Source organism: Plantactinospora soyae (genome assembly GCF_014874095.1).
Taxonomy (GTDB): Bacteria; Actinomycetota; Actinomycetes; order Mycobacteriales; family Micromonosporaceae; genus Plantactinospora; species Plantactinospora soyae.
In genome coordinates, this window is the sequence record NZ_JADBEB010000001.1 from 3,511,868 (window position 1) to 3,534,598 (window position 22,731).

Sequence of the window (22,731 nt, forward strand, 5' to 3'; positions counted from 1 at the left end):
GCAAGCCAATATCCGCTCGTCGGCCACGGGAGGGGTTCCGCGCCCTGGCGATATGGGGCGGATAAGGGGGCCTTGGACAGTTATGGAACGAACGCAGGAGGTACCGGAATGACCAAATCATCCGGGGACTCTCTGTTCTCCGTTCTCGCAGTTGGGGCCAGGGTCACCGGTCTCTCGGGACCTGCTCCGTCCAAGATCCTTGCTGTCGACCGGCTCACCGACGACTCCGCCAGCGTCACCTACCGCACGGAGGACAATCTCCTCGCGGAGAAGATCGTGTTCGCGGACATGCTGCCGCACCTGAAGGCCGTCAAGCCCGGCATCGCGTTCACCTTCGACGCCTCCCCCGAGGCGTTCCTGCTCGCAGCCGAAGCGCGTCGGATGCGCCTGGCGCACCTGTTCGACCCCCTCGCGGCGCTCGGCACCTCGGATGTAGACCCGCTGCCGCACCAGTTGCGTGCCGTCTACGCGGAGATGCTCCCCCGGCAGCCGCTGCGATACGTCCTCGCGGACGACCCCGGCGCGGGGAAGACCGTCATGGCTGGGCTCCTGGTCAAGGAACTCCTCCTGCGCGGCGACGCCGCCAACGTTCTCGTCGTCTCGCCCGGGGTGCTGGTGGACCAGTGGGACGAGGAGATGCGGGAGAAGTTCGCGATCGAGTTCGAGATGCTCACGCGCGACAAGATCCTCGGTGAAACGAACCCATTCGGCCGTGGTGGGCTCTGGCTCGCCCGGCTCGACGTGCTCGCTCGCAACTCCGAGGGGGTGCTGGACAAGGCGTGCACCGTGGACTGGGACCTCGTTATCTTCGATGAGGCCCACAAGATGTCCGCCTCCGTATGGGGCGGGGAGGTCAAGAAGACCAAGCGGTACCAGATGGCCGAGGAACTCGGCAGGCACACCCGCAACCTGCTGATGATGACCGCTACCCCGCACTCGGGGAAGGAGGAGCAGTTCCAGTTGTTCATGGCGCTGCTCGACTCCGACCGGTTCGAAGGGGTGGCTCGCGAGGGCACCCGCAAGGTCGATGTGTCGGACATGATGCGTCGCCTCGTGAAGGAGGAACTTCTCACCTTCGACGGCACCCGCTTGTTTCCCGAACGGTTCGCCTACACCGTGCGGTACGAACTCACCGGCCCGGAGAAGGACCTCTATAGGGCCGTCACCGAGTACGTGCGGGAGGAGATGAACCGCAACGACGCCTCGGATGAGAACAAGCGTAAGAAGGTCGCCGTCGGGTTCGCCCTCACCACGCTGCAGCGTCGTCTCGCCTCGTCCCCGGCGGCGATCCACCGGTCGCTAGAACGCCGCAGGAAGCGGTTGGAGACCGAACTCCACGAGGCCCGGCTCCTGGTGTCTGGGCCGAAGAGGGACGGCGACTTGGAGGTGCCCGAGGACGAGGACGACCTCGGAGACCTCACCGACGCCGAACGCGAAGCCCTCGAAGACGCCGCCGTCGCCGCGGCGTCCGCGTCCCGGACTCCGGAGGAGCTCGAAACCGAGATCAAGGTCCTCGACCGGCTGTTGGTCAAGTCGCTGAAGGTGAAGACCAGCGCCACCTACGCAAAGTGGGACTCGCTGCGCGACACCCTCGACGAGGCCGACGAGATGCGCGACTCCACCGGTGCCCGCCGCAAGGTCATCATCTTCACGGAGCATAAGGACACCCTCGACGACCTCGTCGCCCGGCTCACCAACCACCTGGGCCGCAAGGATGCCGTCATCACCATCCATGGCGGCACCAAGCGCGAGGATCGAAAGAAGGCCAAGGAGACGTTCGAGCAGGACCCCAAGTGTGTGTTCCTCGTCGCGACCGACGCCGCGGGTGAGGGCGTCAACCTGCACAAGAATGCCCACCTGCTCATCAACTACGACCTGCCGTGGAACCCCAACCGCATCGAGCAGCGGTTCGGACGCGTCCACCGCATCGGACAGCCCAACGTCTGTCACATGTGGTCGCTGGTCGCGAAGGACACCCGCGAAGGTGACGTGTACGCCCGGCTGCTGGAGAAGTTGGAGGAACAGCGTGCCGCCCTCGGCGGACGCGTCTACGACGTGCTCGGCAAGCTGTTCGAAGGCAACAGCCTGCGCGACCTGATGATCCAAGCCATCAAGGAAGGCGACGCCCCCGAACGGCAGCGGTACCTCACCGAGATCGTCGACGCCCGGGTCGGCGATGGCATCCCCGAGATCCTGGCCGAGAACCAGCTGGTCCCCACACGCCTCGACCAAGTCGAGGTCGACGAGGTCCGCAAGCAGATGGAACGCGCCGAAGCCGCCCGACTCCAGCCCCACCACGTCGAGGCGTTCTTCCACAAGGCGTTCAGGGACCTCGGCGGGAACCTCCGTATGCGCGAACACCACCGGTACGAGATCAAGTCCGTGCCGAGCGACATCAAGGAACACGATCGGGTCACCGGCTACGGGGCACCCATCGTGAACTCCTACCACCGCATCACCTTCGACCCGAAGTACGTGCGCGTCGCCGGCAACAACCACCTCGCTACCCTCATGCACCCCGGACACCCGCTCATGTCCGCAGTCATGGGCGTCATCACCGACCGGCACCACGACGCCCTACGCCGCGGCAGCCTCCTAGTCGACCGCGCCGAGCTCAACACCCAGCCCTACGTCGTGTGCCTGCTCGAACACGACGTCACCGACGGCAGGACCGGCCGCGACGGCCAGCCCCAGGTCGTCTCCCGCCGCGCCCAGTACGCGCGCGTCGACCCCGGCGGCACCATCACCGCCCTCACCCAAAGCCCCATCCCGAACCTGGACGCGGTCACCGACGACGAACACGCCCAAGCACAGGTCCTGCTCAAGCAGCCGTGGCTCAACGCCGCCGACCTCGACACCCGGGTCATCCGGCACGCCTCCGCAACCGTCGCCCGCGACCACGCCGACACCGTCAAGGAACGCACCATCGCCCGCCTCAACAAGACCGAACGGTTGGTCCGTGACAGGCTGACCAAGGAGATCAACTACTGGGACCAGCGCGCCTTCGACCTCCGCGAACAGGAACGCGCCGGCAAGAAGACTCGGCTCCCCGCCGCCCAGATCGAACAGCGCACGGAAACGCTCGCCCGCCGACTCGACCGCCGCCTCAAGGACCTCGACAAGGAACGTGACATCTCCGCCCGACCACCACGGATCACCGGAGCATGCCTCGTCATCACCCAAGGCTGGCTCGACGCCCAGGTCGACGCCCAGGCAGCCGAGCACCGCGCGAAAGAAACCACCCGCATCGAACGGCTCGCCGTCGACGCAGTCCTGCGCGTCGAGAAAGCGCTCAAGCACAACGCCACCGAGATGCCGCACAACAACCCCGGCTACGACATCGAGTCAGAGACCGCCGACGGCCTCGACTTCATCGAAGTCAAGGGCAGGTTCGACGGCGGCGCCACCTTCATCCTCACCCGACAGGAGGCCGTCACCGCCCTCAACAAGGGCAAACGCAGCGTCCTCGCACTCGTCCGGGTCCTGTCCGACGACACCACTGCCGTTCGCTACCTACGCCAGCCGATAACCGCACCGATCGACCCGCGAGCCGCCCGCGTCGAGTTCGACTGGGACCCGTTCTGGAACGAAGCCACTGAGATGGAGCAGCAGTGACCGACAGCAACCGCAGGCGCAAGTTGATCGAAGTTGCGCTGCCCCTCGACGAAATCAACGCCGCCTGCAAGGCCGACAAGGACCGCAAGACCGGCACCATCCGCAACCTCCACAAGTGGTTCGCTCCGATGCCGCTCCCTGCTTGGCGGGCGCTGCTCTTCGCAGCACTCGTTGACGACCCTGCAGACGACAACCAGCGTGTCTACCTGCTCGATCTGGTGAAGCGACTGGTGGAGAACGGAGCAGGCCTCCCAGACGAGGAGACGCTTGAGGAGGCCAAGGCCATACTCGCGAAGCAGTTCCCAGGGGGCGTGCCAACCGTCATGGACCCATTCTGCGGCGGGGGCTCCACGCTGGTCGAAGCGCAGCGGCTCGGTCTGCCGTCCTTCGGCTCAGACTTGAACCCTGTGCCTGCGCTTATCAGCCGGACCCTCACCCAGGTTCTTCCACGCGTTGCAGGGCGAATGGCGACTGCCCCGGAGGCCGGCTCAGACCCCAACGGTGCAGCTCTCTTCGGAGTCGACGGGCATAGGAATGACCCTTTCCACGGTCTCAGGGAGGACGTCGCCTACTTGGCCAAGCAGATCCGCGATCGTGCTTGGAAGCGGTTGTCGCACCTCTATCCTCTGGGCGACCACGAGAATCCCGTGGCTTGGCTTTGGGCCCGTACCGCTCGATGCCCCAACCCTGCCTGTGGGATCGAGACGATCCTGGCCACGACATGGTGGCTGTCGAAGAAGCGCGGGAACCTGGCCTGGATCGAGCCGAGGGTCGTAGATGGGCGCGTTGAACTGGATGTCGTCAGTGGCTTGGCGCATGGCGAGGCACCGGCCTCACCCAAGATCGGCGACGGTGTGTTTGCATGTGTGAGCTGTCGCACCCCCCTAGATGGCGCGCACCTACGAGAACTCGGAGCGCGGGGTGACGTTGGTTTTCGTTTGACGGCCGTTGCGGTCGAAGTCGGCGGTGCCCGGAAATACCGGGCAGCGACTGCCGTAGACATGGAGGCGGCAGATGTCCATAGCGAGGACGACGCGTTCGCTGATGTTCCTCTGGATCCAGACGCAATGGGCGTTCGAGTCGGTGGGTACGGCGTGTCCACCTGGCGACAGTTGTTCTCAGGCCGTCAGTTCTTAACACTCACATCGTTCGCGGACCTCATCGCGGAGACACACGATGAGTTGCTCAACCGCGGGGTGGCACGCGAATGGGCCGACGCGGTCGCATCTCTGCTCACGTTGTCACTGGGAAAGATGGCGCAGTACAACTCGACCCAATGCCGCTGGCTTCTGCGCCCAACAGCGGAGGCCAAGGTTGTCTCGGCCTTCGATCGCAATGACCTACCGATGATGTGGGACTTCGCTGAAACATCGTTCATGTCGGAATCGGTGGGCGGCTGGCTGCTGCAGGTAACCACCGGTCTGCGGGCCCTTTCTTACGTCGTGCCAAATGGGCGCGGCGCGGTTGTTCGGCAGGACGCCCGACTCGTGAGTTCGGTCCCGGAACGGGGGCTTGTTGCCACGGACCCGCCCTACTTCGACGCGATCGGGTACGCGGATCTCTCTGACTACTTCTATCTCTGGCACCGCCGCGCGCTGAGACGGGTCTTTCCTGACCTCTACGCCACCGCGGCCACTCCGAAGACCGGTGAATTGACCGCTTCGCCGTCGCACCACGGAGGCGCTCGGGCCGCACGGGATTACTTCGTATCGGGTTTCACCGAAGTCTTCGCGGGAGCCCAGCAGTCCCTTGGCGAGGGGCTCCCCATGCTCGTCGTCTATGCATCGAAGGAGCAGAAGGGCGGGCGAGGCGAAGAGACTCGTTGGGCTTCAATCCTGACCGCGATGCTCGGAGCAGACCTGGAGATCACCGGTACTTGGCCCATTCACGGAACTGGCTCGGCGCGGATGCGGGGCATCGGATCGAATGCGGTCGCCGCCTACATCGTCATGGTTTGTCGCCCTCGGCCAGCGACGTCGACTACCTGCTCCCTGTCTGAGTTCAACCGCGCTCTGCGGCGCGAACTCGGACCAGCCGTTCGAGATCTGCAGGCGGCGTCGATTCTCCCTGTGGACCTGGCGCAGGCCGCAATGGGCCCGGGGATGCAGATCTACTCGCGCTATCGTGCAGTGCTGGACCAAGCCGGGCGCGCTGTACCTGTCGAGCAGGCGCTACGGCTCATCAACGCAGCGCTCGCGGAGGTGTTGGAGGAGCAGGAAGGTGAACTCGACGCCGAATCTCGCTTCGCCGTCCGCTGGTGGGAGACCTACGGCTGGAATGCCGGGTCATTCGGCGATGCCGATAAGACGGTGCGACCGCTCGGGATCAGTGTTGATGACGTCGTCCGGGCACAGGTGGTGACCAGTCAGGGCAACAGGGTCCAACTTCTCGGCAATGGGAATCTTGACTACAAATGGGTCCCCTCTGCCGATGTGCGGCCGACGGCATGGGAGGCGGTTCACCACCTCGCTCACCGGTTGATTGACCGGGGCGGCGAGTTGGAGGCAGCGCGGCTCATGGCGGTACTGGGGAACCTGCAGGACCCGGCGATGGCGCTGGTGTACCGCCTGCATGACATTGCTGCGAAGAAAGGCCGTACAGGGGACCAGGAGCGTTACAACGCTCTGATCAACTCGTGGTCGGAACTGATCAAGTTGGCTGGGGACTCCTCGGTCACGAGCGAGGGGCTTTTCTGAGATGGCGTTGACAAACAAGGAACGCGTGGGACGTGTCCTTGACCTGGTCGCCGACGGGCTCGGTCCGTGGATGATCGAGCGGCTCGAAGCTAAGTATGGCGCTGGTTGGGCTGATGAGGTGGTCCGGGCTGCCGGGCACACGAACCGCGACACGACGCCGAATGCCAGCGACCCGGCCTACCTGTTTTGGGTGTTCGACAAGCAGTGGCACAGCCTGAAGGACCACGGACTGTCGTTCGAGGACAAGCGCGCCGTGTCGGCGCTGTGGGATGCCCGCAAGGAGTGGGCGCACGGCAAGCCGATCTCGTCCGAGCGCACGGAGCGTGTCCTCATGGACGGCGAGCATCTTCTGCGTTCGATCGGTGCGGTCAAGCAGGCCGACGACGTCGACGAGATGCGTCGAGAGTTCCGCCGGGTCATGTTCGAGGAGGACCAGAAGCGCCTCCAGCGCGCCAAGGAGAAGTCCCTGTCGGTACAGGTTGACTCGACTGGCCTACCCGCCTGGCGGGACGTGGTCGAGCCGCACGACGACGTGGCCCGGGGCTCGTTCCAGTTGGCCCAGTTCGCGGCTGACCTCCGGCAGGTGCACGCCGGGGTCGCGGGTCCGGAGTACGGCGATCCGTCCGAGTTCTTCGGTCGCACCTATCTGACTCGGGGCCTGCGGTACCTGCTCGAGCAGGCCGTGCAGCGGATGACCGGTGTCGGCGGTGAACCGGTCATCGACCTGATGACCACGTTCGGTGGCGGCAAAACCCACTCCCTGCTCGCGGTCTACCACGCCGCTTCGGGCGAGTCCGCGGATAAGTTGCCGGGCATGCGCGAGGTCCTCGACAACCTCGGCGTCACCGAGCTCCCCACGAAGGTCAACCGAGCTGTCATCGTCGGCAACGACCTGTCCGTGCTCGGCCGCACCACCGACGACGGCACCGCGATCAACACCATGTGGGGCGAACTCGCCTGGCAGTTGGGCGGCGCCGAGGGATTCGCGATGGTCGCACGGTACGACGCGAAGTCCGCGCCGCCGCCCACCAGCGACCTCGCGGCCCTGTTCGAGAAGTTCGGCCCGTGCGTCATCCTGATCGACGAATGGGTCGCCTACCTGCGCCAGTTGTGGTCACGAGACGACACCACGCCGGCGGGCACGTTCGACACCCACATGACGTTCGTGCAGTCCCTCACCGAAGCCATCAAGGCCGTCAAGAACGCCCTCCTAGTGGTGTCACTGCCCGCGTCGGACGTGGTCCGGGACATGCACATGGCGGACGCCCCCATCGCGAACGAGCACGAGATCGGCGGCACGGCCGGGCTCGAAGCGCTGCGCCACCTCCGGTCGGTTATTCACCGGGTGGAGACCGCTTGGCAGCCCGCCTCAGTGGAGGAGTCGTTCGAGATCGTGCGGCGGCGCATCTTCAAACCGTTCACCAGCCAGGAGACCGCCTCGCGTGACCTGGTGGTCAGCAAGTTCCTCGACCACTACCTCAAGCACGTCGCCGACCTGCCCAACGAGGTCATGCGGCCCGGCTACCGGTCCTCAATGAAGGCTGCGTACCCGATCCACCCCGAGTTGTTCGACCGGCTCTACCAGGATTGGTCCACGCTGGAACGGTTCCAGCGGACCCGTGGTGTCCTGCGGCTCATGGCGACCGTGGTGCACGCCCTGTGGACCAGCGGCGACAAGTCCCCGATGATCCTTCCGGCGTCCATCCCGATGGACAACCAGAAGGTGTTCGAGGAGATCACCAACCACCTCGACGACACGTGGAAGCCCATCGTGGATGCCGACATCGCCGGTGACTCCTCAGCCGCCTCGACCATCGACAACGAGATCAAGATCCTTGGTCGGTCGATGGCCGCCAAGCGTGTCGCCCGCTGCGTGTTCCTCGGTACTGCGCCTATGGCGAATCGTCGCTCGCGTGACGGGTCGCAAGCCACCATCCGAGGCATCGAGCAGAAGCGTGTCGTGCTCGGAGCGACCTACCCCGGCGATAACCCCTCCCACGTCGCTGACGCGCTGCGTCGCCTCGGCGACCAGGGCAAGTACATGAACCGGGACCAAGACCGGTACTGGCTGAGCCTGCAGCAGACCGTCTCCCAGATCGTCCAGGAGCGCGCCGACGCCTACCACGAGGACCAGGTCTTCGACGAACTCGCCGCCGTCGTGCGCGCCGAGACCGACAAGGGCCTCTTCGCCCGGGTCCACCGCTACCCCGCAAGCAGTATCGACGTGGAAGACGACCCCGGCGTCGGCCTGGTCATCTTCGGCCCCAACCGCGCCTTCTCCAAGCGCTCCAAGTCGACAGCCGAAGCAGCCGCGAGGGAGTTCCTGAACAAACGCGGCACCAACGCCCGCATCCACAAGAACAGCCTGGTATTCCTCGCCCCCGAGGTCGACCGGGTCGGCGTCATGCTCAACGCTGTCCGCAACCGGATGGCATGGGAATACATCCTCGACAACAAGGGCTCCCTCAACCTCGACCAACACAACATCAAGTTGGCCACCAGCCGGGTCACCCAAGCCCAGCAGACCGTAAAGGACGCCATCAAGGAGGCGTACCGCTGGATCCTCGTGCCGCACCAGGAGCCCGGCAAGCCCGAGATCGAACTCGAGGCGATCCTCATGAACGGGGACGGCACCCTCGCCGAGCGGGTCACCAAGAAGGCACGAGCAGGCGAGTTCGTCGTCGAGCGGTTCTCCCCGTCGCTACTGCGCATGGAGATCAACCGGCTCAACCTGTGGAACGACAAGTCCTCCATCCCCGTGGGTACGGTGGCTGGCTACTTCAGTCAGTACGTGTACATGCCCAAGGTCGTCGACCCTAAGGTCGTCATCGACTGCGTGTGGATCCTCGACGAAGTGCTGCACGCCGAGATCGATGGGTTTGCCTACGCCGACGCGTACGAGCACGGTCGCTACGTCGGCCTCACGTTGAAGAAACCCACCGACGTTCGACCCGGTGGTCTCATCGTGGACCCCAAGGTCGCCCGGGAACAGATCGATGCCGACGCCGCGGCAGCCAAGGCCGCAGAAGAAGGCGGCAGCGGCGCAGCATCCGGCAGCACTACCGGTACCGGTACCGACGGCGCCGAACGAGGCGGCCCGGTCAAGATCACACCGTCCGGAAAGCCCACCACCCGCGGCGGCGGGGGCGTCACCACAGCCCCCAAGGTTCCCACCCGGTTCCACGCCACGAAGGAACTCACCTCCGCTCGCGTGGTCCGCGACGTATCTGGCATCTACGAAGAAATCATCTCCCACTTCGTCTCGGCAGGCGTCGACGTCCAGGTCACCCTCGATATCGAGTCGGACCAGTTGGACCGCCTCACCAACGACCAGCGCGCTGCCATTCGCGAGAATCTCAAGACCCTCGGATTCGGCGATGACGGCTGGTCAATGGACTGAACAACGCAGGCGGACCTCGTCCGACTGCGGAATCGGGTGGTGGCCACGTACAACGCGGCAGGCAATGTCTTGTGGCCACCAGATCCCGCGGTCCGCGAGATACAGGGCTGCGGGAACGGACATTGGCTACCAGTGGGCTGGCAGGCTGCTCGCCCATCATCGTAAGCCGGAAGGCGCCACTAGGCCGTGTGTCGAAGTCGGTTACAGCCATTCGTTGATGGTGGCGAGGTGGATGGTGGCTTCGTAGCGGACGGCGAGTTTGTCGTATCTGGTGGCCACGGCGCGGTGGCGTTTGAGGCGGTTGATGCCGCACTCGACGGCGTGACGCTGCTTGTAGATGTTGGGGTCGAAGGCTGGGGGCCGTCCGCCTTTGGAGCCCTTGGCTCGCCGGTGGGCGTCCTGGTCGGTCTTGCTCGGGATGGTCGCGGCGATGCCGCGTCGGCGTAGGTAGGCCCGGTTGGCCTTCGAGGTGTACGCCTTGTCGGCCAGGACCCGGTCAGGACGGGTCCTGGGGCGTCCGCCGGCCGGGCGGGGTACGCGGATAGCGGCCAGGACCGGGACGAACTGCGGGCTGTCGCCGCGCTGCCCGGCGGTCAACACGATCGCGAGGGGTTTCTGTCCCTGCTCACATGCCAGATGCAGCTTCGTGGTCAACCCGCCACGAGAACGACCCAGGGCGTGATCGTCCGGCTCAGTGCTGACGCCGCCGGGTGGTTCAGCCTGCAGCGCCCCCTTTTCCTCGCGCCGGCGGCGTGCTGGTGGGCTCGGGCGGTGGTCGAGTCCACCGACACGTCCCAGGTGATTCGGCCGGCGGCGTCCGCCCGAGCCTGTAACGCGGTGAGGATCTGTTGCCAGGTCCCGTTGCGCTGCCAGCGCCGGAACAGGCGTACACCGCCGGCCAGGACCCGTACTGGGGTGGCACGTCCCGCCACGGGGCGCCGACCCGAATCCGCCACCGGATCCCGTCGATCAACTGCCGTCTACTCCACAACGACGGTCGACCCGGCCGCTTCGGCGCTGGCAGCAGCGGCTTCAGCACCGCCCAGTGGGCGTCGGTCAGGTCGAACCGTCTCGTCACCGCTAGGGTGTCCACGAGGTCTCCGGTTTCAGGTTCTGCTTGGTCGCTGAACCATCTACCGGAGACCTCGCTACATCACGACCACCGACACGCGAAGATCCTCACGCCAGATCAAGCCCTGGCACCGACTTCGACACACGGCCTAGCCTTGCGCGACACGGCTGCTGTCGGGACCGTCGTCGCTGATCGTCAACATGCGCAGGCAGGAGGAAACCTTGTGCAAGGTGCCACCGATCGAGATCGCGGGCAGGACCGTGTCAGACCCGCTCGGCGTGGTGGCCGACTATTGCCGTCGGCACGCGGATACGCTGCGGCGCTACGACTGGCTCGCTGGTACCACCGACACCCTTACTGTCGAGCAGGTGGCCGCCACCCGGCGGGTTAACAGCCGCATCAGCAGGGCCGAGGAACGGTGACTCCTCGACCAGGCGGTGGATGCCTCTTGGGCGAAGGTCTCAGCGAAGGCGCTGTTACGCGACGCCAACCCTTTGGTCCGCGGCGGCCTCTACGACGACGCGGACGCCCTGTACCGCCACTTCCACCGAGCTCGGCCGACCGGCGTCAACCACGCGAAGATCAGAAAGTGCCTCTATCTGATGCGGCCCGGGCTGATCCCGGTGCTCGATTCACGGCTGCTGCGGCTGTACGGGGAGCCGGCTCGCGCCGCGGCACGGGACCTCACCGGCACCTACAGGCGCACCTACTGGGCGGCGATTCGTAACGACCTGCTTCGCAACGGCGACGCCTGGGATCTGCTGCGCGCCGGGATGCGCTGCGTCGACCCCGACGGCGGGATCGTCGCCGAGGCGGCGGACGGGCTCAGCGACCTGCGGCTACTCGACATCCTGGCCTGGCGTATGGCCGCGACACATCACCCCGACGGCCCCGGGCAGAGTAAGTCCGCCTGACAATCAGCAGAGCGGTTGTGCAACGTGGAACCCGAAGGTCCGCTTCGCCGGACATGATGTCCGTCGACCCGTCCGCTGACCGGCACAGACGGCAGCGGCAGTTCAGCGAGTGGGCCGCCCAGCATGCGGGCCGCATGGACCGGACGTCACCCGTCGGCCCGGGATGTCGTCGTCACCCGTGCGGATGCCGTACCGCAGCAGCGCCGCCGCGTAGATGGCCGATGGCAGGGTTCGCACACCGAAGCCGGCCCGCCGGCCGATCACACCCTCGGTGTCGTCCCCGTGTAGCAGCGCAGCGATCACCTTCCGCTCGTTGCCGTCAAACCTGCGCGGCGGGGCGCTCACCGCGCAGCCCACGCCGCTGCGCCTCCTGATGACACCACGGCACGATTAGCAGGTACCGCGCCCGGGTCTGCAGCACCGAGGTCCCTGGAAACAGCAGGTCACTGAACGCGTCGCGGACCTGGCCAAGGCCCAACTCGTCCCGGCTCTCCGCGTTGCTGAACAGCTTGAGCAGCTCACGCATCCGGTTCTGGTCGTCGCGGGAACTGTCCAGCCAGCTCAATCCCGAGGCCATCAATCCCCTCCGCTCATCCCTTCTGCACCATCGATGAGGTCGCTGAGCGGACCGGTGGGCAGAGCGATCCAGCCCTCGACACGCGCGACCGTCCGCTGCTCGTCACTCGGCTGGACTGCCTTGCCGATCGCCGCAGCGCGCGCGTTCAAGGCCGCGATCACCGAGTCGAACGCGTCATGGCTGCGCCGACACAGCCCCTCAAACGCACCCAACTCCAGCCAGGGCGCGGCCTCGCGAAGCGCAGTAACCAAATCAGCATGCTGCACGTTCTGACCCCGGCCCTTGTAACCGCGGTACGCCAATCCCCAGCGGCACAGGGCCGCGGCCGGGTACACCTCTACAATCCTGCCGCCGCCGCAACGGTCGACGTTGTGTCCGGCGGCAGCGAGCATCGCCAGCAATCCGACGCAACGGAAGGCAGCGTGAGCGATGCGGTCCGCGGCCACACTGAGTGGGATGATGCTGGTCTCCTCGCGGACCACCTCGTCGGTCAGCCGGTAAGCCAGGTGACGCCGCCACTGGGCGCCGTCGGCATCGGTATCGGTGACGTGGCCGAATCGATGGGCCTGCACGAGCGCGACGAAAGGCTCCGGCCAGCCGAGGGGGCAGTCCAGTCCGACCTTGTCAGCGTGCTCACTGGCCTCGACGATGCGGGCGTCGCTGACGTCGAGGACCAGGTCCCGCACTATGGCGCGGTCCGGCAGCCATTCGACCGCGGCCATCGCCGTACGCATGTTGGCCGCTGCGAGGTCGACGCCGAGGGTCAGCACCGCACCACTCTAGGTGTCGTGAGCTCGGTAAGACATGGCTCGACCGACGGTCGTTAGCTGACGTTCAGCTGTATCCGGATCCGATGCGCTGAGCCAGGGGTGGGTGCGGTTCGGCGGCGTCGTCCACGCCGCGACCTTCCACAGCACACCGATACTTGTTCGTCCACTGGGTGGAACGGCCGATTGCGGTGCACCCGGCTCGCTTTTCGCGGTCAGGCGGCTGCCCTTCGACGTGGCCGGGCCCTTATGGTGGCGGCCAAGTCAGCGCCGGTTGCAGCCAGATCGATGGGCGTGCCGGCGAGTTGATTGGCCAGCTCATCGATGCGATATCGCAGCAGCCGCTGATATCGAACGGCGTAGACGGCGACATGAGTGACGCGGTGGCCATCGTGATGGGCGAGCAGGGCGTACGTCAGGATCTGACGGATCAGCTCGTCAAGGTAGCGGTCTTCGTCGAGTCGACCGCTCTTCACCTCCAGCACGGTGGTGCCAAGGAGGAAGTCGGCGTGGCGGCGTCCGTCGAGCAGGGACAGCTGCGCGGTCGCCGGCCCGTAGGAGCGGAAAGCGCTGTGGAAGCCACTGGAGTAGCTGGCCCAGACGGTACGGAATACACGCCTCGTGTGATACGTCTCCTTGATACGACCGCTGAGCAAACGTGGGTATTGCTCAAGGAGATGCTGCACGACGTCTTTGGAGTCTGAGCAATTACGGTCGAGGTCGTTGAGCAAGTTCCGGACGTGAGCGAGCCGACTGGCCACGGTGAAGATGCGCGCTGGCTGCAGCGCTGAGCCGCTACGGCGCCAGACGTCGTATGCCGTGGTGGCGTTGCTGGTGGGCCCGTAGCCGGCCATGTTGAGCAATTGGGCCGCAAGGTCGTGATCAAGGCAGTGGAGCAGGCGAAGGTACGGGCTCTGATCGCACAAGGCCAGACCAATCGCGAGTTCCACAACGTGGCCGAAGAACGACTTGTTCGGCGGGTCGATCAGCAGAACTGGACAGCGGCAAAGACCCGCCGCAATCTCGGCGCGCAGAACATGCTGGTACGGAAACGTCTCGGCCAGCAAGGCGCCGACGGGATCCTGCGAGACGCCGTCGGATCCGGCGAGCATGGTGGTACCCCTCTCACGGCGGGAGTGACGACCACGGGTGCGGCAGCGTGGGGTAGGGAACGCGCGAAACAGGCGGCCCGTCCAGATAGGCGGAACGTCCTCAGTAACCAGATGGGTAGAGCCGCAAGCGGTCTGTAGCCCTCGGCGTTCACGCCGCGATGTGGGCTCCGCGAGAGGAAGCGGCAAGCAAGGGAGACGGATAGACCGGCGTCCCGACTCCTGCACCGTACGACGGACACGAGCGACGCACCAGGACCTCTACGCCCACCGCTCTGAGTAGCATGGCCGGCCAAGCACCGGTTCCGCTCAGCTGGCTTATGGTCGTCCGGGACGCGGTATGCGGGTGCTCGCCGGGTGCTCGCGCGCCGTGGACGACGGGCATCCGGTGGCACACGGCGGCCCACAGGCAATCGACTGGTAGGGGGATGTGGGACTGCCAGCGCCGTGCGGGACCGATGAGCGCGGCATCGACGGGGCTCTTAATCCGCGGGTTCGGGGTTCGAGTCCCTGGCGGCGCACCAACGATCAAGGCCCTGACCTGGTGATTCACACCAGGCCGGGGCCTTTTCGTGTACGTCGGTGGTGGGTGGTCGCTCGCCGGGTGCTCGGGAGCAGTTGGACCAGGCTGGACTGGCAGCCGCGTAGGTCGGCGACCGCCGGTCAGGTCATCGGACGTTGTCGTCTTGAGAATCAGCCCGTCGGATGATGAAAGACAGTCGCCTCGATAGACCGCGCCAAGCTTGGTCACGGCGTCCTCGAAGGCTCCGGGGCCCGTCCTTAGCTGACTGACCCAATTCGCCGGCAGAACCACGCGCTCGCCGACGGTGAGGGGCGGCGCTGGACCTCCAGCCGCAGCCTGGCGCACCGGCTCGGGCTCAACGGCTTCTTCACCGACCTGGCCGGACACGCCCGTACCCATCGGGGCGGAGCTCCGTATTGGGTGCCGCGGTCCGGCCGGGCGGTTGGGACCGGGACCGCCGGCCGCCCGCCCGGAGTCCGGCGGGACAGCACCTCAGGAGATGAACGACGGCAGTGTCGGTGACCAGGATGGACAGGCGCCAGCGCATCATGCCTACCCCCGGCCGTGCCGGCCGTGGCGATGATTCCTGGATCCGTGCCACCGGGAGGAAGAAATGCCCATCGAGGACCTCGATCCGGCGAAGCTGGACGCTCGCGAGCTCGCCCTGCTCGTCAAGGCGACCTCGACCGACGAGCTGCGCGAGCTTATGTCCGGGAGCCGGCGCCGGGCCGTGCTGGACACGGTGCTCGCGCGGATGCCGGGCGTCTTCCGGAGCGACCGGGCCGGCGGCACGTCGGCCGTGGTGCACTGGAAGATCGGCGACGGCCCGGACGGTGCCGTGGACGTCTACGAGATCGTCATCGACGGTGGGACCTGCGCCCTGTCGGCCGCGCCGCAGCGGCAGCCGAAGCTCACGCTGACCGTCGGCGCGGTCGACTTTCTCCGAATGGTCACCGGAAACGCCCACCCGGTAACGCTCACGATGAAGGGAAGGTTGAAGACAAAAGGCGACCTCGCGCTGACCGCGAGGTTTCCACATATGTTCGACGTTCCGCGGGTCTAGGCGCACTCCCCGGTGAGTTCCGATATGCGCCCGGCGTTCGTCGCTGGCATCGGAGAGTATCGGCCGCGACCGCACCACGGCTGGGCCTGTTCAATTCTCCGGTCCCGATTTCTCTCGCCGGCGCCGTCCACTGTGGCAGCGCGCAACCGGTTGGTGAGGCCGCAAGACCAAAGATGCGGCGTTCCGGCCCGCATGCCAGGGTAAGTCCATCTGGGAATGCGCCGGTCGTCGGCGCCGCAACCGGTGCAGGACGCGACAGGAAGTGAGACGAGGCATGACGATTACCGGCCCCACGACAGCCACCACGGACGCCGATCACGCCGCGATAGCGGCGGTCCCCGCCCGCATGACGGAAATCTGGGCCAAGCACGACGCCGACGGATTTGCCGAGCTTTTCACCCAGGACGGCACACTCATTCTCCCCGGGGTATACCGGAAGGGTCGCGACGAGATCCGCGCTTTCATGGCGGCGGGATTCGCCGACGCCTACCAGGGCACCCGTGTGACGGGTCAGCCCGTTGGGGTCATCCCGCTCGCGCCCGGCGCGGTCGCGCTGACCACGGTGGGCGGTGTGCTGGCTCCGGGGAAGTCGGAACTCTCCGCCGAGGCGGCCATCCGGGCGTCCTGGATCTTGGTGAAGCGCGGTGACGCGTGGCTACTGGCGGTCTACCACAACTGCCCGCGCGACCCTGCCGAATAGCGTACGAGAGGTGGCAGACGGATGAACGAGACAAGAGTGGTCCTGGACCTCGTCGCGGAGGGCGACGAACTGGACCGGATGGTTGGCAAGCTTGACGCGTCCGAGTGGGCGCTGCCCACGCCGGCGCCCGGCTGGACGATCGCCCACCAGATCGCCCACCTGGCGGCCACCTTCCGGATGGCGGCGCTGGCGGTGGCGAGTCCGGACCGGTTCAGTGCCATGACGGCGCGGCTCGGCGGCGACTTCGACGCGAACGTGGCCAACGCGTTGGCCGAGTTTCTGGCCGAGCCGCCGGACGTCCTGCTGACCCGGTGGCGTGCCGAACGTGCCCGCGCGGAGCAGGCTCTCGCGGCCGTGCCGCCGGACCTCGTCGTGCCCTGGCTGGTTCGTCCGCTGCCTGTGGCGGTGTTGGCCTCGGCCGGTCTCATGGAGCTGTTCGGGCACGGCCAGGACATCACCGACGCGCTCGGCGTACGACGTGAATACACCGACCGCGTCGGTCATCTGGTCGCCTTCGCGGTGCGCACCTGGGACTTCGGATACCAGGCGCGTGGCCTCGCCACCCCGGATGTCGAGTTCCGCTTCGAACTCACCGCGCCGTCGGGCACGGTGTGGACGTTCGGCCCGGCCGACAGCGAAAACCGGATCACCGGTCCGGCCGTCGACTTCTGCCTGCTGGTGACACGGCGCCGGCACCGCGACGACCTCGGGCTCACGGCGACGGGCGTGGACGCCGACCGGTGGCTCGACATCGCACAGGCATACCGGGGGCCGGCCGGGCCTGGGCGCCGCCCCGGTCAATTCGTGACTCCGGTGCGGTGACCGACGGCTCCCGTCTCACCGGTTGCCGGCGAAGCCGCGTCGAAGCGCTGCGCCACGAAGTGCTCCTGCGCCATCCGGTGCACGGTCGCCAGCGCGGCGTCGAGGAGAACCATCCGTGCCACGGCGGCGGCCCGGTCGGTGCTGGCCGCGTCCGACGGGAGCAGGTCGAGCTCCTGGACGACGAGCCGCTCGGCCGCGGCCGCGTACGGGCCGAAGAAGTCCATGTCGCACTCGCAGCCGAGCTGGCGCAGTGTCACCACCACCTGCGCCAGCCTGCCCGCCACTTCCGGGTCGACGTGCCAGCCCAGCCTCTGGATGAAAAAGTCCACGTCGGATCGCGCGCCACTCATTCCGCTGACGTCGTCGAGAGCCGGCTGCTCCTGGAAACGCGCCCGGTTCACGACCTCGTACAGGTCCGGAACCGACAGTCGCTCGTTACCGATGGCTGTGAGCAGCTCGCCGACGGTGGAGAGGTCGAGCTGTCCGATGTTCGTGAAGGCCCTGATGAGGCGGATCAGGTGCAGGTGTCTCTCGCCGTACTCCGCCTGGTTCCGCTGCGTCGGTACGCCTCGGGGGAGCAGACCCCTGCGTAGATAGAACTTGATCGTCGCAACAGGGACCCCCGTCCGCCGGCTGAGATCGGAGATGCGCATCAAGCCCCCCGCGGGCGTTGCTTGTGGTTCCAGAGGTGCCGCACCGCACCTGGCTGAGTTCGCCAAAATTATCACTAACGTCAACGCAGGCATTTGTGTCGATATGCGTGGCTCTGCCCGGTATGGCGATCTCCACCGAGGTGGCGTCCCCGGTCGGGCGGGTCGCTGCGGCGCGGGGTGGCTCAGACTCCGGCACTCCGCCCAACGCCGTGTTCCGGGCGTCGAGCAGGGCCAGTAACACGGGTGGGTCCAGTGTGCCCGCCGGCTTGAGTGCCAGATCGGCCTGGATGAGCGTATCGCGGCTGATGGTCAACGGACCGTTCGTGGCGACTGAGACCGCTCCGTCGGAGCCGTCGGACTCGCCGATCGCCGCCCGTGGATCCCCGGTCACCTCCTGCGCCAGCAGATACCACGTGCCGGGCGGCACGCTGTCGAACCGGTACTGGCTGGGCCCGGACAGAATGGCGCACCGCACGGGCCGGCCCTGTGGTATCCGATCGGGAAAGAGTCCGACGAAGATGAGGCTGATTTCCTCCGTCTGGGCCGGCCACACTCGTCCCGAGACCCGGCCGGACGAGCGTCTGTCCATGCCACCAAAATGCGGGTCCAGGGGTATGTTCGGCGCAAATCCGGACCGCCGACGATAGGTTGTCGGCGACATTCCTACACTTCTGCTGAATCGGGTACTGAAGGTGCCGACACTGTTGTAGCCGACGCGAACGCTGATGTCTGCCACATTGAGAGATGTCGACACCAGTAGATGCTTCGCCCGCTGCAACCGCAATGCAGAAAGGAAGCGACCAGGAGAAACGCCGGTGGCACGTTGAAATATGCGGGTGAAGTGAAACTTGCTGAACATGGCGGCACGTGCGATGTCGTCTACTGTGAGCTGTTCTCCGAGGTTTTCGCGCATCGCGGCGATAGCGCGACCCACGGCCTGCTCGATTGGATCGTCCACCCCTGCTCCTCTCGAGGACTCGAATGGTCGGCCTTGAATCGGTTACCAAAACGCGTCGGCAGTGGTCGAACCAGCAGAGACGTAGAAAGCAGGCAGGCTTGCCAACTCCGGCTGCCCGTCAGTATCAGTCACTGGGTAGATAATAGAAGTATTGTCGTCGGAGCCCCCTGCTCCGGCTGTGCCTGGTCGCTAGCCCCCGTCGATGCGCTGCGCCATGTCGAGGTTAACTTAGCCAGGGCCGTCCAGCAACACTGAGATTCGTTCCCGTCGATACTTTGAGCAATCGTGAAGTGAAAATCGGATAGCGGTGCGCACCACTTCACCGGCGTAGCTGCCTCGTCATCGTCAGGAAACGTCCAGGTCCAATTCTGTCGCCCCTGTCTGCGGCGCCGACCCGGTCCGCCACAACCGGGCACCGATCGCTCGCGCCGCGGCGAAGCTTGCCCATGACGTGAGTTGGACCAGCCCCGCCTCGTCGAGAGCGCCCCGGACCTCGTCGACCAGTCCGCCGGTCACCCGGTAGGGGGCGAACGCGGTGAGCAGGCCGAGCCGCGCGGCCGGCCGGTCGCCCACCGGCACGGCCGCGATCGCCTCGTCCAGCCAGGCCGGCGCGCCGAGCCCCGGCTCGATGCCGATCCGGCCGGCCAGCGTATCCAGCACCAAACCTCGTACCTCGGCGGTCACAGCACGCCGCCCGCCGTCCTCGAAGGCCGCGGCGGCCCGGGCGAAGGCGGCCGCGACTGGCGGCCGACCGGCTGCCCAGGACAGGTCCGGCGGCAGCGGCGCGTCAGCCAGGAGGTCCAACGAGGTGCCCGGCGCGGGACGTCGCCGTGCCAGGCTTCCCATGACGAACCTGGCCCCCCGCCGCGCCGCTCCCAGCGCCGACGCCGGCACCGGCGGCAGCGGTGACTCGGTGAGGAACACACTGACCATCCGGTTGATGTAGTGGAAGGTCACCACCACCCCGATGATCTCCGGTGCCTGCCCGGCGGGGAAGGGCGCCGACCGCCCGGCGCCCTCCGACTTCCCGCTCGCCCAGGCCCAGCGGGCCAGCTCCCGCAGTCGCGGGTCGGCGACAGCCTCGAACCGGCCGGCGACGATCGCGGCGGCGTCCCGGCCGGACGACAGGCCCGCCAGCGCCGCCCCGTGCACCTCGACGCAGTACGGGCACCGGTTGGCGACCGACACCGCCGCCGCCACCGCCTCTTTGACCGGACGGCCGACCACGCCACCCGCCAGCAGTGACTCCCGCAGCATCAGCCAGCTGGCGGCGAGAGTGGCCGGCGCGGGCGCGTGCAGCCCTATCGGCGGCGCGACCATGCCGAAGTCGGCCTCCATCTGCTGGTACACCTGGGCCACCAGGCCCGTCTCGGTACCCGGTGCGACCGGGGCGACGTGCCGGATGTGCGCCAAGGACGCCCGGCGCGCGACGCGTGCGAACAGCGATCCCATGACGCACCCCCGTCATGCCGTCTGAGCCGTGGCGACCCGGGCGGCCGTGCCGGCGCCGGGCGCGGGTGCGCCGTACCTCACGGCGACGCCCCGCTCCTGGGCCGCCCGGACCATGCCGGGCATGGCCCGCTCCGCCAGCGCCGCGATGGTGAGCGCCGGGTTGACCGTCAACGCCCCCGGCACCGCCGAGCCGTCGGTGACGAAGATGCCGGGATGCCCGCGCAGCTCGTGCCGGTCGTCGAGCGCCGACGTCGCCGGATCGTCCCCGATCCGGCAGGATGCCAGCGGGTGCACGGTGTAGGCACCGACCAGATCGTTGGTCCACGGCGCCACCCGCGCCAGCCCGTCGCGCTCCAGGATGTCCTTGACCTCAGCGTCCGCGAGCGACCACCCGCGCCAGGTGTTGGGCGTGGGCCTGTACCGCAGCGGCCCGTCACCCAACATCTGCATGGAGAGCCGGTGTGCGTTGCCGGTTTCCGGCGGCGGCCCGAAAACGCCCTCGTTGTCGTCCTCGGACATCGTGAAGATGGTCAGCCACGACTGCCAGCGCCGCAGCATCTCCTTCTTCGGCAGACCGAACCAGGACGGGTCGGCGGCGCCGGGCGCCTGGGCCAGGATGGTGCCGAGCCCGGGCGGGAAGTACAACTGCTCAAGCGAGAAGCGCTCGTACTCCGGCAGGCGGCCGTCCAGCCGGTCCCAGCTCGCCACGGTCGGCCCGCGGCCGATCTGGTACGCCGCGTAGGCGTGTCCACCGGGGCGTGACAGTCCCAGGACCTCGCGCACCCGGTCCTCGTCGAAGACCGCTGTGTTGAGGCGTTCGCCGTTGCCGGAGAAGTACCTCCCCACCGCGTGCGGCATCGGGCCGAGGGCGGCCTCCGAGCGCTGGAGGATCACCGGCGTCGCGCCCGCGCCCGCCGCCAGGACGACCAGCTTGGCGTCGATCGCGCCGCTCTCGTGCAGGATCCGGTAGTCCTCGTCGTCGATGATCCGGTAATGCACCCGGTAGCCGCCGTCGTCGTTCCTGGTCAGCTGCTGGACCTCGTGCAACGGCCGGATGCCGGCGCCGTGGGCGAGCGCGGCGGGCAGGTAGTTGAGCAACAGCGAGCGCTTGGCGTCGAACCGGCAACCGGCCATCATCCAGTTGCAGTTGACGCACTCGTCCAGATCGACGGCGGCCGGCGGCGGGTTGGCGGTGCGGCCGGCGTGCGCACAGGCCGCCGCGAACAGGCCGCCCGCGTACGGCACCCTGTCCCAGGACTGCCGAGTGACCGGCAGCGCCTCGGCGACCCGGTCGTACCAGGGATCGAGATTGTCCCTGCTGATGCTGGCCGGCCACATCCGGCGGCCGATGCTGCCGTGCCGCTCGAAGACGAACCGCGGCGCTCGCGGCATCGTGGCGAAATAGACCACGCTGCCCCCGCCGACGCAGTTGCCGCTGAGTACGCTCATCCCGTCGCCGACCACGAAATCAAAGACGCGGGTGTACGACGAGCCCAACTTGTAGTCGTGCTCGAATTCTTCGGCCTTGAGCCATGGTCCGCGTTCCAGGACCACGACGCGGGCTCCGCCGGCGGCGAAATGATAGGCCGCAATGGCGCCGCCGAAGCCGCTGCCAATCACGACGACGTCTGTCGACTCGGTGGCTGTTGTCATGCTGGATCACCTGTCACCGTGGTCTGCGGATGGCTCGGGGCAAGGACTCGTCCGTACGAATACTGCGGAAACCGGGAAAGACCGTCGGCATCCGGCGGAAAATAGCCGATCGTCAACAGGCCCGGATGCCGGCTGGCCAAAGCCTCGGCCGTGCTGATGTGCGCGGCGCTGTCGAATGCCATGTTGCTGAAAAGTGCCAGAGCCACCCACATCTGTTTCTCGGGATGTTCGGGCGCGGTGAGTTCGCGCACCAGCGCGGTGCGGTGCTCGAAGGGGAGTGCGACGAAGGCGGGTACGTCGTCGTCGAGCACGAGACCGTGCTTCGCGGCGTATCCGGCAGCGTGGTCGTTCAGCGTGTAGAACAGCGAATCCAACGCCTCCGCCAAACCACCGCCGGGTTGTTCGAGCAGCTCGAGGGCGCCCGCCGCGACCGCTCCCCCGGTCGAATCGGCGCCCGCGATGGCCCGGTCGCCCGGTGACCGCTTCTCTCCGGGGATGATGGTGTCGGCGAATGCCTCTATGGTGGCTGTGCGGGCCGGCCCTGCGTCGTGTTCGTCGGGCTGCACGGCATCCCCTCCTTTCGTGACGGAGCCTGTCGTGGGCGTCCTGCTCCAGACGATCGGGTCCGCCGGGGCGGTAATCGTGTCGGGGAAGATGCGCACGAATGGTCGGGGAATTCCGATCCGTTAGACAACGATCCTCCCGATACAGGGGTTGGAAATCATCTTCTGCGTTGCGCTGGCGTCGGGCGGCCGGA

The 22,731-nt window shown here is 66.9% G+C and carries 17 protein-coding genes and 2 pseudogenes; 9 read left to right on the forward strand and 10 right to left on the reverse strand.

What is annotated here, in order from left to right; genetic code table 11:
- Positions 1-108 precede the first annotated feature (108 nt).
- The 3 genes from H4W31_RS15740 to H4W31_RS15750 are packed head-to-tail and all read left to right on the forward strand — an operon-like array spanning position 109 to position 9,711.
- Entirely contained in the window at positions 109-3,615 is a 3,507-nt protein-coding gene (locus tag H4W31_RS15740; protein WP_192767342.1) for a helicase-related protein, read from the forward strand.
- The gene (locus tag H4W31_RS15745; protein WP_192767343.1) at positions 3,612-6,311 is read left to right on the forward strand and encodes a DUF1156 domain-containing protein; all 2,700 of its coding nucleotides are present in this window, start codon (positions 3,612-3,614) and stop codon (positions 6,309-6,311) included. Before H4W31_RS15740 ends, H4W31_RS15745 begins: the two co-directional genes overlap by 4 nt.
- A gap of 25 nt (positions 6,312-6,336) precedes the next feature.
- Positions 6,337-9,711 carry a DUF499 domain-containing protein gene (locus tag H4W31_RS15750; RefSeq protein WP_192767344.1) on the forward strand — a complete coding sequence of 1,125 codons (3,375 nt, stop codon included), beginning with the start codon at positions 6,337-6,339 and terminating at the stop codon, positions 9,709-9,711.
- Between the two features lie 201 nt (positions 9,712-9,912).
- Here H4W31_RS15750 and H4W31_RS15755 read toward each other — a convergent pair.
- Positions 9,913-10,789, reverse strand: a pseudogene (locus tag H4W31_RS15755) (IS5 family transposase).
- A gap of 194 nt (positions 10,790-10,983) precedes the next feature.
- Here H4W31_RS15755 and H4W31_RS15760 point away from each other — a divergent pair.
- Together H4W31_RS15760 and H4W31_RS15765 are read left to right on the forward strand one after the other, a co-directional pair.
- Complete coding sequence (locus H4W31_RS15760) at positions 10,984-11,205, forward strand: hypothetical protein (RefSeq protein WP_192767345.1); 222 nt, start codon at positions 10,984-10,986, stop codon at positions 11,203-11,205.
- 15 nt (positions 11,206-11,220) lie between these two features.
- Positions 11,221-11,697 (forward strand): DUF6308 family protein, encoded by a 477-nt coding sequence (locus tag H4W31_RS15765; RefSeq protein WP_192767346.1) that lies wholly within the window; start codon positions 11,221-11,223, stop codon positions 11,695-11,697.
- A 102-nt stretch (positions 11,698-11,799) separates the two neighbouring features.
- Here H4W31_RS15765 and H4W31_RS15770 read toward each other — a convergent pair whose 3' ends face one another.
- The 4 genes from H4W31_RS15770 to H4W31_RS15785 all read right to left on the reverse strand — a co-directional run bounded on the left by H4W31_RS15770 (position 11,800) and on the right by H4W31_RS15785 (position 14,153).
- Positions 11,800-12,000 (reverse strand): hypothetical protein, encoded by a 201-nt coding sequence (locus tag H4W31_RS15770; RefSeq protein ID WP_192767347.1) that lies wholly within the window; start codon positions 11,998-12,000, stop codon positions 11,800-11,802.
- Between the two features lie 16 nt (positions 12,001-12,016).
- Positions 12,017-12,274 carry a DUF6361 family protein gene (locus tag H4W31_RS15775; protein ID WP_192767348.1) on the reverse strand — a complete coding sequence of 86 codons (258 nt, stop codon included), beginning with the start codon at positions 12,272-12,274 and terminating at the stop codon, positions 12,017-12,019.
- Positions 12,274-13,044, reverse strand: a complete 771-nt coding sequence (locus H4W31_RS15780) for a DUF429 domain-containing protein (protein ID WP_192767349.1) — start codon at positions 13,042-13,044, stop codon at positions 12,274-12,276. The genes H4W31_RS15775 and H4W31_RS15780 overlap by 1 nt, the downstream gene beginning before the upstream one ends.
- A gap of 212 nt (positions 13,045-13,256) precedes the next feature.
- On the reverse strand, positions 13,257-14,153 hold the full coding sequence (locus tag H4W31_RS15785; RefSeq protein ID WP_192767350.1) for a hypothetical protein: 897 nt from the start codon (positions 14,151-14,153) through the stop codon (positions 13,257-13,259).
- Between the two features lie 793 nt (positions 14,154-14,946).
- Between H4W31_RS15785 and H4W31_RS42815 the strand changes: the two genes are divergently transcribed.
- The 4 genes from H4W31_RS42815 (at position 14,947) to H4W31_RS15800 (ending at position 17,258) form a co-directional block, all read left to right on the forward strand.
- Positions 14,947-15,195, forward strand: a complete 249-nt coding sequence (locus tag H4W31_RS42815) for a replication-relaxation family protein (RefSeq protein ID WP_404825713.1) — start codon at positions 14,947-14,949, stop codon at positions 15,193-15,195.
- Between the two features lie 91 nt (positions 15,196-15,286).
- Complete coding sequence (locus tag H4W31_RS15790) at positions 15,287-15,736, forward strand: SCP2 sterol-binding domain-containing protein (protein WP_192767351.1); 450 nt, start codon at positions 15,287-15,289, stop codon at positions 15,734-15,736.
- 274 nt (positions 15,737-16,010) lie between these two features.
- Entirely contained in the window at positions 16,011-16,436 is a 426-nt protein-coding gene (locus tag H4W31_RS15795; protein WP_192767352.1) for an SgcJ/EcaC family oxidoreductase, read from the forward strand.
- A gap of 21 nt (positions 16,437-16,457) precedes the next feature.
- The gene (locus tag H4W31_RS15800) at positions 16,458-17,258 is read left to right on the forward strand and encodes a TIGR03084 family metal-binding protein (RefSeq protein WP_192767353.1); all 801 of its coding nucleotides are present in this window, start codon (positions 16,458-16,460) and stop codon (positions 17,256-17,258) included.
- Here H4W31_RS15800 and H4W31_RS15805 read toward each other — a convergent pair.
- The 5 genes and pseudogenes from H4W31_RS15805 to H4W31_RS15825 all read right to left on the reverse strand — a co-directional run bounded on the left by H4W31_RS15805 (position 17,234) and on the right by H4W31_RS15825 (position 22,540).
- Entirely contained in the window at positions 17,234-17,911 is a 678-nt protein-coding gene (locus H4W31_RS15805; protein WP_192767354.1) for a MerR family transcriptional regulator, read from the reverse strand. The genes H4W31_RS15800 and H4W31_RS15805 overlap by 25 nt on opposite strands.
- Positions 17,912-18,116: 205 nt before the next feature.
- Positions 18,117-18,869: pseudogene (locus tag H4W31_RS15810) on the reverse strand (helix-turn-helix domain-containing protein); the annotation flags it as partial.
- Positions 18,870-19,214: 345 nt separating this feature from the next.
- Positions 19,215-20,321: a carboxymuconolactone decarboxylase family protein gene (locus H4W31_RS15815; RefSeq protein WP_192767355.1), complete on the reverse strand. Its 1,107-nt coding sequence runs from the start codon at positions 20,319-20,321 to the stop codon at positions 19,215-19,217.
- Between the two features lie 12 nt (positions 20,322-20,333).
- Positions 20,334-21,974 (reverse strand): GMC family oxidoreductase N-terminal domain-containing protein, encoded by a 1,641-nt coding sequence (locus H4W31_RS15820; RefSeq protein WP_192767356.1) that lies wholly within the window; start codon positions 21,972-21,974, stop codon positions 20,334-20,336.
- The gene (locus tag H4W31_RS15825; protein WP_192767357.1) at positions 21,971-22,540 is read right to left on the reverse strand and encodes a DUF5987 family protein; all 570 of its coding nucleotides are present in this window, start codon (positions 22,538-22,540) and stop codon (positions 21,971-21,973) included. Before H4W31_RS15825 ends, H4W31_RS15820 begins: the two co-directional genes overlap by 4 nt.
- Positions 22,541-22,731 lie beyond the last annotated feature (191 nt).

Bases quoted from the DNA above. Each gene is read 5' to 3' on its own strand.
- H4W31_RS15740 (WP_192767342.1), top strand. From the start codon at position 109: ATGACCAAATCATCCGGGGACTCTCTGTTCTCCGTTCTCGCAGTTGGG.
- H4W31_RS15760 (WP_192767345.1), top strand. From the start codon at position 10,984: ATGCGCAGGCAGGAGGAAACCTTGTGCAAGGTGCCACCGATCGAGATC.
- H4W31_RS15775 (WP_192767348.1), bottom strand. From the start codon at position 12,274: ATGGCCTCGGGATTGAGCTGGCTGGACAGTTCCCGCGACGACCAGAAC.
- H4W31_RS15785 (WP_192767350.1), bottom strand. From the start codon at position 14,153: ATGCTCGCCGGATCCGACGGCGTCTCGCAGGATCCCGTCGGCGCCTTG.
- H4W31_RS15790 (WP_192767351.1), top strand. From the start codon at position 15,287: ATGCCCATCGAGGACCTCGATCCGGCGAAGCTGGACGCTCGCGAGCTC.
- H4W31_RS15795 (WP_192767352.1), top strand. From the start codon at position 16,011: ATGACGATTACCGGCCCCACGACAGCCACCACGGACGCCGATCACGCC.
- H4W31_RS15800 (WP_192767353.1), top strand. From the start codon at position 16,458: ATGAACGAGACAAGAGTGGTCCTGGACCTCGTCGCGGAGGGCGACGAA.
- H4W31_RS15805 (WP_192767354.1), bottom strand. From the start codon at position 17,911: ATGCGCATCTCCGATCTCAGCCGGCGGACGGGGGTCCCTGTTGCGACG.
- H4W31_RS15815 (WP_192767355.1), bottom strand. From the start codon at position 20,321: ATGGGATCGCTGTTCGCACGCGTCGCGCGCCGGGCGTCCTTGGCGCAC.
- H4W31_RS15820 (WP_192767356.1), bottom strand. From the start codon at position 21,974: ATGACAACAGCCACCGAGTCGACAGACGTCGTCGTGATTGGCAGCGGC.